The sequence below is a fragment of the Rossellomorea marisflavi genome, assembly GCF_022170785.1.
Lineage (GTDB): Bacteria > Bacillota > Bacilli > Bacillales > Bacillaceae_B > Rossellomorea > Rossellomorea marisflavi_B.
The window spans coordinates 2,893,644-2,905,412 of the sequence record NZ_CP081870.1; the positions used below are offsets into that span (position 1 = coordinate 2,893,644).

The 11,769-nt window shown below is 50.1% G+C and carries 13 protein-coding genes; 2 read left to right on the forward strand and 11 right to left on the reverse strand.

All coding sequences use genetic code 11. The features are described 5' to 3' along the window. Positions 1–106 precede the first annotated feature (106 nt). On the forward strand, positions 107–1,657 hold the full coding sequence (gene spoVB / locus K6T23_RS15190) for a stage V sporulation protein B (protein ID WP_238281598.1): 1,551 nt from the start codon (positions 107–109) through the stop codon (positions 1,655–1,657). Positions 1,658–1,683: 26 nt separating this feature from the next. On the opposite strand, the gene K6T23_RS15195 is transcribed toward spoVB, so the two are convergent. After that, positions 1,684–2,319, reverse strand: a complete 636-nt coding sequence (locus K6T23_RS15195) for a DUF421 domain-containing protein (protein WP_056535137.1) — start codon at positions 2,317–2,319, stop codon at positions 1,684–1,686. A gap of 156 nt (positions 2,320–2,475) precedes the next feature. On the opposite strand from K6T23_RS15195, the gene K6T23_RS15200 reads away from it, so the two are divergent. Next, entirely contained in the window at positions 2,476–2,865 is a 390-nt protein-coding gene (locus K6T23_RS15200; protein ID WP_162838958.1) for a TIGR04086 family membrane protein, read from the forward strand. A gap of 67 nt (positions 2,866–2,932) precedes the next feature. Here the strand turns inward: K6T23_RS15200 and yajC are convergent, their stop codons facing one another. From yajC to safA, 10 genes are all read right to left on the reverse strand, one after another. Beyond that, positions 2,933–3,202: a preprotein translocase subunit YajC gene (gene yajC / locus K6T23_RS15205; RefSeq protein ID WP_053426459.1), complete on the reverse strand. Its 270-nt coding sequence runs from the start codon at positions 3,200–3,202 to the stop codon at positions 2,933–2,935. A gap of 20 nt (positions 3,203–3,222) precedes the next feature. Then, a complete protein-coding gene (gene tgt / locus K6T23_RS15210) occupies positions 3,223–4,362 on the reverse strand; it encodes a tRNA guanosine(34) transglycosylase Tgt (protein WP_053426458.1) in 1,140 nt (379 codons plus the stop codon). A gap of 33 nt (positions 4,363–4,395) precedes the next feature. Beyond that, entirely contained in the window at positions 4,396–5,421 is a 1,026-nt protein-coding gene (gene queA, locus K6T23_RS15215) for a tRNA preQ1(34) S-adenosylmethionine ribosyltransferase-isomerase QueA (RefSeq protein WP_238281600.1), read from the reverse strand. Between the two features lie 21 nt (positions 5,422–5,442). Then, on the reverse strand, positions 5,443–5,649 hold the full coding sequence (locus tag K6T23_RS15220; RefSeq protein ID WP_048006216.1) for a DUF2905 domain-containing protein: 207 nt from the start codon (positions 5,647–5,649) through the stop codon (positions 5,443–5,445). Beyond that, positions 5,646–6,647 carry a Holliday junction branch migration DNA helicase RuvB gene (gene ruvB, locus K6T23_RS15225; RefSeq protein WP_053426455.1) on the reverse strand — a complete coding sequence of 334 codons (1,002 nt, stop codon included), beginning with the start codon at positions 6,645–6,647 and terminating at the stop codon, positions 5,646–5,648. Before ruvB ends, K6T23_RS15220 begins: the two co-directional genes overlap by 4 nt. Before the next feature lie 18 nt (positions 6,648–6,665). Then, the gene (gene ruvA, locus K6T23_RS15230) at positions 6,666–7,274 is read right to left on the reverse strand and encodes a Holliday junction branch migration protein RuvA (protein ID WP_238281602.1); all 609 of its coding nucleotides are present in this window, start codon (positions 7,272–7,274) and stop codon (positions 6,666–6,668) included. 449 nt (positions 7,275–7,723) lie between these two features. After that, entirely contained in the window at positions 7,724–8,260 is a 537-nt protein-coding gene (locus K6T23_RS15235) for an intercompartmental signaling factor BofC (protein ID WP_142245993.1), read from the reverse strand. 120 nt (positions 8,261–8,380) lie between these two features. After that, a complete protein-coding gene (locus tag K6T23_RS15240) occupies positions 8,381–9,118 on the reverse strand; it encodes a YhcN/YlaJ family sporulation lipoprotein (RefSeq protein ID WP_148984621.1) in 738 nt (245 codons plus the stop codon). Positions 9,119–9,206: 88 nt separating this feature from the next. Next, positions 9,207–10,136, reverse strand: a complete 930-nt coding sequence (locus K6T23_RS15245) for a phosphotransferase (protein WP_238281604.1) — start codon at positions 10,134–10,136, stop codon at positions 9,207–9,209. 46 nt (positions 10,137–10,182) lie between these two features. After that, positions 10,183–11,763, reverse strand: a complete 1,581-nt coding sequence (gene safA / locus K6T23_RS22395) for a SafA/ExsA family spore coat assembly protein (RefSeq protein WP_420493476.1) — start codon at positions 11,761–11,763, stop codon at positions 10,183–10,185. Between the last annotated feature and the right edge of the window lie 6 nt (positions 11,764–11,769).

Sequence of the window (11,769 nt, forward strand, 5' to 3'; positions counted from 1 at the left end):
GGCAATATACGGCCGTATTTATTCCCAACTTGTCATGCTTGGACCATTGGGATGCATATATATCATTGTATACGATTATACCAATTTTGAGAAGGCAGGGAAGTATATGTCAAAATTTCTGAAAGGCACGGTCATCCTCATGCTCGCTTCCTTGATCACGAGGGTCCTGGGGTTCGTCAACCGCATCGTGGTGGCCCGGTTCATCGGGGCAGAGGGTGTCGGTCTCTTCATGATGGCCTTCCCTACGCTGCTCCTTGTCATCACCATCACCCAATTCGGGCTTCCTATCGCCATTTCCAAAACGGTATCGGAAGCAGAGAGCAACGGGGACCGGCAAAAGGTAAAAAAGATCCTGGTCGTCTCCCTCTCCATCACCCTTGGGCTATCCCTGATCTTCACACCTGCCCTCATCCTCCTGGCCCCTTATTTATCCCAGACGCTGTTTACGGATCCGCGTACATATTATCCGTTGGTCGCCATCGCACCGATCATCCCGGTCGTCGCCATTTCCTCCGTGCTGAGGGGCTATTTCCAAGGGAGGCAGCAGATGAAGCCCCCTGCCTATTCCCAAGTCATCGAGCAGGTGGTAAGGATCACACTTATCGCTGTCCTGACCAAGACCTTCCTCCCATACGGCATCGAATATGCTGCAGCGGCGGCCATGGTGGCTTCCGTCCTCGGGGAGCTTGCATCTTTGGCTTTCCTTTTCACCTACTTTAAACGAAAAAAGACATTCCGGGTGCGGAAGCAATTCTTTTCATCCATCCATAAGGGGAAAGAAACCCTGCGGGAACTCATGGAAGTGGCACTCCCGTCAACAGGGAGCAGGATGATCGGATCGGTTTCATTATTCTTCGAACCGATCGTAGTCGCCCACAGCCTAGCCCTTGCCGGTGTGACAGCTTCCATGGCCACGGCCCAATACGGTTCACTGACCGGTTATGCCATGCCGCTCCTGTTTCTCCCTTCCTTCATCACCGTATCGCTATCTCAATCCCTCGTGCCGGCAATCAGCGAAGCGAACGCCGGGAAAAATTACAAATTGATTGAGCATCGGCTTCAACAGGCTCTGAGGATCTGCCTGATCACGGGTGGTTTATCCATCGTGATCCTTTATATCTACGCTAAGCCTCTCATGCAGCTTATGTATGGAAGCGAAAGTGGAGCAATGTTCATCATGATCATGGCGCCTTTCCTTCTGTTCTATTACTACCAAGGCCCGTTGCAGGCAGTCCTTCAGGCATTGAACCTCGCAAGGGCAGCCATGATCAACAGCCTGATCGGGGCCGTCGTGAAGACCGGGGTGATCTTCGTCCTTGCGTCTCAGGCGGGGTTCGGTATCAACGGCGCGGCCCTAGGCATGGTAGTCGGTTTCGTCCTTGTTACCATCCTGCACTTCATGACCATTTTAAAAGCCGTCCCCATCATGATCTATATCAGAGACTATGCAGTGGTGGCAGCCGTCATCGTGATCTCGGGACTGTGGGGTCATTACTCCTGGCTCACTTTCCTTCCATCTGAGCCCGTTTCCATCCGCCTGGTCATCGGGATTATCACGACGTGCATCGTCTATGTCTTCTGTTCAGTTCTTCTACGCTTGATTACAAAGGAAGACATGAAGAAAATCCCCGTAATCAAACGGTTTGTCCGACCATAGAAAAATGATCCGGACCTCGCCACGGATCATTTTTCATCTATATAGAATTCTCCGTTGTCATAGCTGCAGAAGGCAATATCCCTGATCGCAGGATAGCCCCTCTTTTTCATCTCGCCCCGCAGCCAGAATGGGGATTTACCGAGCTGCTGGAGATGTTCGGTCTGGATGACGCCGTCGAGTATGATGGGAAGAGCATATGTGTCGGCGCTCCCCTGCTTCTTCAGTACCGACAGCTTTCCCGATGTTTCAAGGATCGCAAATTCGACATCCGCCACGTTAAATACATCCTTTTCCCTCAGCTGGAGAAGGAGATCGTCGAAGTTGTATCGCTGTTTCTTCATGACTGCTTCGTCGATCTTCCCATTATGAATGACGACAGCCGGTTTCCCGTCAATCATCTCCCGGAAGGATTTTGAACGGAGGGATATCATGGCGAATAGCAGCTGTAGAACGACCATTACAACCATGGGAATCAAGGAATGGGCAAGTGGATCTTTCGGCTTTTCAATCGCCATGACCGCAATTTCGGCGAGCATGATGAACACCACAAGATCCAGGATGCTCAGTTCGCCTATCTCCCGTTTCCCCATGATCCGGAAGATCAATACAATTAAAAAGTAAAGAATAAGCGTCCGGGCCACGATGACGATATATTCCTCCATACACTTCACCTCCATCAGCTCATCCTTCATAGTATCGTCTCGAGAGAATCATTCATGAGAGGGATATTTGCCCAAAAGCCAGTCTTTTTTCCGATGGTGCTGAATATGCTTGTACTAGAGCTCATCAAATGAAGAATTGGAAGGGAGAGATCGATCATAGAAGCCAAAAAATTAGGGGGCGCAGTACTCTTCGGCACGGTCACCATCTTTGTGATTGCCATCGCTGCAAGCTTGATCTTTTCATTGCTGTTGCGGTTCACCAGTCTGACGGAGAGTTCCATTTCCTTATTCATCACCATCGTTTCGTTCCTGGCGCTGTTCATCGGGGGATTCATGTCTGGGGGAAAAGGCAAGACCAAGGGATGGATGCTCGGAGGTTCCACGGGAATACTTTATACCCTTTTCGTCTTCCTTTTTCAATATCTCGGGCTGGACTCATCCCCGTCTTCAGAGCAGCTCATCTATCATGGTTGCTATATCCTGACGGCGATGATGGGTGGCGTACTCGGGGTCAATCTGAGCGGAGGCAACCCTCAGGAAAACTGAATCACACAAAAAAGGCCTGCACCCGTCCACGCTTGACAGCATGGAAGAGCACAGGCTTTTTTTATACTTATACTTCTGTCTTAACAATCTCCCTGATCGCATTCCGATCATATGTAAGACGGCTTCCATCACCGCATTTGATGATGACTTTTCCTTCTTCGATGGCATCGATGAAGCCGTGAAGTCCGCCGATTGTTATTACCTTATCCCCTTTAGCCAGCTCGCTTTGCATTTGTGAAACGGCTTTTTGACGTTTCTGCTGCGGACGGATAAGCAGGAAATAAAACAATACGAACATCAAGACGAGCATGATGATTGAACCTAGTCCTCCTTGCATGTGTTTCCCCTCCTTTCAAATTAGAAGTTCTTCGCATCCGGACGGTTGAAACCGTACTGTTCGAAGAATTCTTCCCTAAAGTCCCCCAGTCGATCTTCTCGAATCGCTTGTCTGACTTGTTCCATTAAGTTTAACAGAAAATGCAGGTTATGATAAGTCGTAAGCCTAATTCCGAACGTTTCGTCACATTTGATCAAATGACGGATATAAGCCCTGCTGTAGTTCTTACATGTATAGCAGTCGCACTTTTCATCGATTGGTCTGAAGTCTCTCGCATACTTGGCATTTTTCACCACGAGACGGCCTTCACTCGTCATAAGGGTACCGTTTCGGGCGATCCTCGTCGGCAGGACACAATCGAACATATCGATCCCCCTGATGGCTCCGTCGATCAATGAATCCGGGGAGCCTACGCCCATGAGGTATCTCGGCTTATCGAACGGCAGATGAGGAGTGGTGAACTCAAGGACCCTGTTCATGACATCCTTCGGTTCTCCTACAGACAATCCACCGACTGCATATCCAGGGAAGTCGAGTGAAGTGAGGTCACGGGCACTTTGCTTCCTGAGTTCCTCATACTCCCCTCCTTGTACGATTCCGAACAACCCTTGATCCTGCGGACGCTGATGGGCTTCAAGACAGCGTTCGGCCCATCGCGATGTACGCTCGACTGAACTCTTCATATAATCATATTCTGCTGGGTACGGCGGGCATTCATCAAAGGCCATCATGATATCGGATCCGAGGGCATTTTGGATCTCCATTGCCTTCTCGGGGCTAAGGAAAAGCTTATCGCCGTTCAGATGGTGACGGAAATGGACCCCTTCTTCTTCAATTTTACGGAGCTTGCTCAGGCTGAATACCTGGAAACCGCCTGAATCAGTCAAGATGGCACGGTCCCAGTTCATGAACTTGTGGAGACCGCCCGCTTCCCGGATGATCTCATGACCCGGGCGCAGCCAAAGGTGATAGGTGTTGCTCAGGATGATTCCTGCATCCATCGCCTTCAGATCTTCCGGTGACATCGTCTTGACCGTGGCAAGGGTACCGACAGGCATGAATACCGGTGTTTCGAATGTGCCGTGTGGGGTATGGACCTTCCCGAGCCGCGCACCTGTTTGCTTACATGTTTTAATGTGCTCATATCTGATTGCAGTCAACGTGTGATTCTCCTTTTTCAGTGTTGCAGCTGATTATTTTAAGAACATGGCGTCGCCGAAGCTGAAGAAGCGATACTTCTCTTGAACGGCTGTTTCATAGGCTTTCAAGACATGCTCTTGACTTGCGAAGGCACTTACGAGCATGATGAGGGTCGATTTCGGCAGATGGAAGTTTGTAATCAAGCCATCGATGCCTTTGAACTCATACCCCGGGTAGATGAAGATATTCGTCCATCCGTTCTCTTCCACAAAACGATCATGCTTGGAGGCAATTGTCTCCAACGTCCGAGTCGATGTGGTACCGACGGTGATGATGCGCCCGCCCTTATCCCTGACATCATTCAAGAGGCGTGCAGTGCCTTCAGAGATTTGATAGAATTCCGAATGCATATCATGATCCTCGATGGAATCCACCGACACCGGGCGGAATGTTCCGAGGCCGACATGAAGCGTGATGAAGGCAATATGAACACCCTTTTGCTTTAGCTCTTCCAGTAGCTCCTCGGTGAAGTGGAGTCCGGCAGTAGGGGCTGCGGCAGATCCGCGCTCCTTGGCATAGACGGTCTGATAGCGGTCCTGCTCTTCGAGTCGCTCCCTGATGTATGGAGGCAGAGGCATTTCACCAAGCTCCTCAAGTACCTCATAGAAAATGCCATCGTACGCAAATTCCATGATCCTCCCGCCATGGTCCTTCGTCCCGACACAGGTTGCTTTCAGCTTCCCGTCCCCGAAGACGACCTCCGTACCCACCTTCACGCGCTTGGCGGGTTTGACGAGGGTCTCCCATTGATCCCCTTCTTCCTGTTTGAGGAGAAGGACTTCGATGTTGGCCCCCGTCTCTTCTTTTTGCCCAAAAAGCCGGGCCGGTAATACACGTGTATCATTCAGTACGAGGCAATCGCCTTCATCCAGTAGATCTACAATATTTTTAAATCGAAGATGATCTATGGATCCATCTTCTTTATCCAGTACCATCAGTCTGCTTTCAGAACGATTCTCAAGCGGGGTCTGAGCGATCAGTTCCTCCGGCAGATGGAAATCAAAATCTTCAACTTTCACTTTAGGTCACCTGACTTATCATTATTTGAATCGGCCGATAAAATAAAAGACCAACGACAGTATAACACTTAACAGGACAGAAGTCATAAGCGGGAAATAAAAAGTTGCATTCTCCTTCTTCACGACGATATCACCCGGCAGTTTCCCGAGTTTCGTGAATTGAAGGAGCAAGCCGGCCACGAGAAGGACGGCTCCCGCGATCATCAAAAGTTTCGGTAGGCCGCTCAATTGGCCGGCACCTCCAGTTGGAAATGCTCATACACAAGATGCGTCACGATCCTGCCCCTGGGGGTCCGTTGCAGAAATCCGATCTGCAGGAGATAAGGTTCATACACATCTTCGATCGTATGGGATTCCTCCCCTATGCTTGCTGCAATGGTATCGAGCCCCACGGGACCACCCCTGAAGCGTTCGATGATGCCCCTGAGAAGCTTATGATCGATGTGGTCGAGTCCGAGCTGATCTACTTGTAGAAGATCCAGCGCTTCCTTCGATAGCGTCGATGAAATGTTCCCGTCCGATTTGACCTGGGCAAAATCCCTTACGCGCCTCAGGAGTCGGTTGGCGATTCGGGGCGTACCCCTGGATCTCCTTGCGAGCTCCCTTGCGGCCACGGGGTCGATCTCGGTCCTGAGGATCGCGGCGGTCCGCTTCACGATCTCATTCAGCTGATCTTCATTATAGTACTCCAGCCTGCAGAGGACACCGAAGCGGTCCCTGAGGGGAGCGGAGAGTGCGCCGGCGCGCGTCGTGGCCCCCACGAGGGTGAACGGCGGAAGATCCAGCCTGACAGAACGTGCACTCGGACCGGTGCCGATGACAATATCCAGGCAGAAGTCTTCCATGGCTGGATAAAGGACCTCCTCGATGGCACGTGGCAGACGGTGGATCTCATCAATGAACAGCACGTCTCCGGGCTCAAGGGCCGTCAGTACGGCAGCAAGATCCCCCGGTCTTTCAATGGCAGGACCCGATGTCGTTTTCATGTTGACTCCCATCTCATTGGCGATGACTGCTGCAAGGGTCGTCTTTCCGAGACCAGGCGGCCCGTACAAGAGTACGTGATCAAGGGTTTCCTCCCGCATCTTCGCCGCTTCGATGAATACTTCAAGATTGTGTTTGACCTTGTCCTGACCGATATATTGTTTGATGGTCTGTGGTCTTAAGGAGAACTCGAAACGATCCTCATTCTGTTCCGATTCGCCTGATACCAATCGATCGTCCATCTCATCTGCTCCTTTCCATTATGATTTCAGAAGAAGCTGGAGGCCCTTCCTGATATATTCATCCGAAGAGAGCTCCTGCCCTTTGAGCTTCGGTTTGATTTTCTTGACCTCTCGATCGGAATACCCAAGCGCCTTCAGGGCAAGGAGGGCTTCCTCAAATGCTTCATCCCCGGAATCAAAGACCGTTTCTTCAGGATTGAAGAGGCTTGGGAAGTAGTCCGGAACAACATCCTGCAGTTTCCCTTTCAGGTCAAGGATCATTTGCCTCGCCGTCTTTTTCCCTACGCCGGGGAATTTCGTCAGGAATGTATCATTCTCTTCCTCAATGGCGGTAATCACCTGCTGAGGCGCACCCGATGCAAGGATGGCAAGAGCCCCTTTCGGCCCGATGCCTGATACATTAAGGAGCTTCATGAACAATAGTTTCTCTTCCAAAGCAAGGAACCCATAGAGGGCAATGATGTCTTCCCTCACATGCTGATATGTAAAAATCTGAATTTCCTGACCCTGATATTTCGAATATGCAAACGGATTGGCTGCAAACAATTGATACCCAATCCCTCCATTTTCAACAACCACATACTCGGGACTCACCATCTGTACAGTACCTCGAATATATTCATACATAGTATCACTTCACTTTCTGACAAGAAATGCGGAGGAGGGTCGGTCTGGCCCGACAAGCTTAAGGCGGGGCGGGCTGAAAGGCGTCCTTTGCCTTTTGGTCCGGCTTGACTTAAGACCTCGAGGTCCAACCCTCCGGAGCTGGACAATAGAAATGCGGAGGGGCTTTGATAGGGGTGACAAGCATAAGATGGGCTGAGCGGAAAGGCGTCTTTTGACTTTTGGTCCGGTTCCACTTATACTCTCAATCCCCTTGTGCATCTCCTCACGGGAGCCTTCCGTACTGGCCATCGCCGCCTCGCATATTAAATCTATTGTATCATATCACTTATTGATTTTATGGAAAAGCACCGATAAAAAGAAACGTTTGTTCTTGTTTTTCGGTTTTTGTCCGACACAAGCTTCCTCTGAAATGCGCGCATGAAAAAACAGCCGGTCAAATGACCGGCTGTTCACTGTGGCAGGGAGTAAGGTTTCAATTGTTCAAGAACGTCTACATACGCTTCCTTGGATGTAATGGGGATCCCATTTACCAGATCATCATGCCGATTGCTTTCCAGCTTATCAAGATCGATTTGGAAAAAGGATTGGATGATTTCCGCTTGACCTGGCTTGCCGTTAAAAATGGATAATACGCCTTTTTCGGTCAGGCCGAAGTAACCATTCGTTTTGAGCAGAGGTGAAATATCATCCATCTGCTTCTGGAAGACGATTTGTTCTTCGCTCATATCAATCAGTTGCCACTCTTCGTAGGCAGCCCAGAAATCTTCCATGCTCCAGATGGTTTCCTGTACGATTTCTTCACTTACTTCACCATCCAGATAAACCCTTTCCAGGATCAGCGTGACGGTATGCGCGGATGTCTCCTCTACGGGTACTTCTTGAACCGGCCCGTCCGCCGCCTGCTTTTCATCTGTATAGAAGAAAGTAAAATATGTGGCTCCAGTCAACAACATCACCATAAACACGATTCGAACGTTCATCGTCATCGTGATCACCTCGGGATTCATTATGTATTGCTATCCCTAGTCTTACCATCCGTGGGACGATTTATCCCGATCGTTGAAAAAAGACTGTACAAAGGAGCACCCCTTCGTACAGTCAAGCTTCTACGGATTGCGGATTGTATTGAACATATCATGAAGGTCCAGATTGATTCCATCCAGCGGTCCGCCGCCCCTCAGGTCATTATCGATATTTCGGACCCGGCTGAATGTGCCTTCATCTGTCACGACGGAAACCGTCCTGCCTTCGAGGTATGGCTGTACTGCTTTTTCTACGCGTTGCTTTGTTTCTTCTTCTTTCGAATGGTCCCTGACCTCGATGGCGATCAGCACGTCGGTTCCGTACGATACGGCGCGAACGTCACTGACGTTCTTCACATGCCCCGTGACATCGCCGATCTTTTCGGCAAGATCTCCCTCATAGGCAGTATAGTACGAATTCCGTGCTTTGCGCGTATTATCATCCAAATGGCCATGATAATTGGCATCGCCGTGACTTCCACGGTTATCCTGGGCAAAGAAACCTGCGTCATATGGCGCCAGGGGGGTGGTGGGATTCTGGGGATTGCCGTCATCATCCCTCACCTGCAGAAATTTCTGTTTCTGACTGCGGATGTCTTGACCTTCCATGCCTACGGAGTGATCAAACATTTCGGTCAAAGGACCATCATGGCGGTCATTTTTATCTCCACCGTGACCTTCATTCGAATAATAGCCCAGTGGTTCATAAGAATTGGTGTATTGCTGACCGGATTCCTTCTCCCCACTGCTGCAGGCAGCAAGGTTAAGCGACATGAATGCTGTCATACCAAGAAATGCATAGCGCCTCTTCAACGTAGTCATTCCCCCTCACCGCTATTTGAGCATAGTGCTCGTTTATAGGGTGCGGAGGAACGGACCCAATCATTCCATCAATAGTTGGGACAACCTCCTACAAATGGGTGATGATCCTCCTTAATTCACTGTGCAGCTCTTGAACGAAACGCATCCGCTGGTGAAACTGTCCCAATGTGATCTGTACCAGATATGGCCACACATGCTCCCTGTATGACTGTCCTTCCCGGATGAACCGGTTCCATTCCCTGAAAATATCACTAGGATACATCAGTCCAAGAAAGAATGCGGCATCATGTCGATACTTCCTTATAGAAGGTATGGCCATTACATCCGCCAAAGACCAATCCAAATACGGAAGGACCCGGTTCGCCATCTGGATATCATCTGTGATGGCAGGAGACCTTGATAACAAATCAAAGTCGATGAGGTATACACGGCCGTCTGTTCCTCTCAAAAAATTGTGATGGGCCACATCCCCGTGGACCATGCATCTTCTCCCTTTATAAGGACCAAGTGCATCAAGCTCCTTCAATGCCCACCTTCCCCATTCATGATAGGTGGACAGATAATACGGGGCGATAAAGTGTTGAAGATAAGGCAGGTGATAATCAAATAACGTCATCCGTTTCTTCCACTTGTCAATCCACCTGAATTCAGGCACATCTTCGACCCATGAGCTCTGAATCCTCCTTGAGGCACGGTGGAATCCTTTTAATACACGCCATGCTTCCTGTCTGTCTGAAGCATCTGCGTAATCGATGTCAGAAGCTGTCTCAAGCCAGTATGAAATCCCGATCACACTACCCTCGAACGAGATGACTCCGGTCTGATGCAGTGGATGCATCGGGATGACATGGTCAAAGTCTCCTTGCAGAAGCTCCTTGATCAGCATTTCTTGGAGAAGAAACCGTTTCTCCGAGGAGTAACGTTTGACAAACCACTTCCTGCCTCCGGACCGCAATACCCATTTCCCGTCTTTCAGGGGTTCAATCGACGCTCCGACTTCCCCCAACTTCCATTGCAAAAAAGAAAGGAGACGAACTGTGTAGTCGTCTCCTCCATGCTCCCATCTATCCTTCATTGTCTTCGTCATAAAAGTTCGGCATGGAGAATGCTCTTTGGGCACCCATTTGCATACCTTGAGGCAAACCCTGCCCCATCATTCCCGGCCCGAAACCTTGTGGCTGAGGCATTCCATATGGCATCGGCTGATTCCATTGGGGAGCCTGCTGCTGCCATTGTGGCTGACCCTGTGGTTGAGGACCCCCGCATCCACAATCTTCTTGATCACTCGCTCCCATCACACCGGGTTGACCCATCGGCATTTGTTGGTTCATCTGTGCTCCCATCACGCCCGGCTGACCCATCGGCATCTGATGATGCATCTCTGCTCCCATCACACCTGGCTGACCCATCGGCATCTGATGATGCATCTCTGTTCCCATCACACCTGGCTGACCCATCGGCATCTGATGATGCATCTCTGTTCCCATCACACCTGGCTGACCCATCGGCATCTGACCATCCATCATGGCGCCTTGCACTTGGTTTTGCCCCCATGGTCCAGGCATTCCGAATCCACCAGGTCCGCAGAAACCTGGTCCAGGCATCATTGGTGATACCGGATGGCATGGTTGTGGCATACCCTGGTGCATCATTTGATTCTCATCCTCTGCACCCATTACTCCAGGCTGGCCCATTGGCATCTGCATTGGCATTTGCATTGGCATTTGCATTGGCATTTGCATCGGTGACTGCATCGGCATCTGCATCGGCGACTGGGCATTCGGCATGAACGGCATGAATGAAGAAGAGTCTTCATCATATCCATGCTGCATCATCGGCATATTCATCTGAGGATATTGGGCTCCCTGAACCTGATTCCACGGTGCTTGAGCTCCCTGGACTTGGTTCCAGTGGCCCATTCCGCCCCCTTGCCACGGCTGTATGTTTCCACCTTGACCGAATCCCGGCATGACCGGTGATACAGGAACACATTGATTTGGATTATAATACATAGGCTGAGTGAATCCCCCTTGTTGTGGTTGAGGCATTTCCAGGCTTTCTTCCTGTTGTACCCCTTGTACGCTGTGCTTTGCTTTTGGTGCTTCTTTTTTTGGTTCTGTTGCTTTTGGAAGGATATTGGTAGGTTTAGGCGGAGTCTGTGGCTGGGGCTTTGCTTGCGGTTTTACTTGTTGCATCGGCTGTTGTTTCGGCTGCTGGACTGGTTGTTGCATCGGTTGTTGCATCGGTTGCTGCTTTGGCTGGACCTGCATATTCATCATGTAATAGTTATTGATGTCGATCTCCGGAATGACCGGCTGTGGCATCTTTGGCGTGAACGGTTTTTGTGCTTCTTTCGGCTTTTCAGCCTTGGGCTGTTCTGCCGGCATCGTCATCGGTTTCTGCTCTTTAAAAGGATGCTCTGCTTTCGGCATTTCCTTTTTGGGAGCCTCCTTGGAACCGTACTTGATCTGTGTCTCTTTTTTTACGGTACCGCCGGATGTAGGGACTTTGATCTTCATTCCGGGCATGATCATATCCGGGTTGGACAGCTGGGCGTTCATGTGCTTCAACTCTTCAAAATTGACGCCATATTTTTTGGCGATTTTCCAGAGCGTATCACCTTTTTGTACGATATGAATCTTCACGCGTCA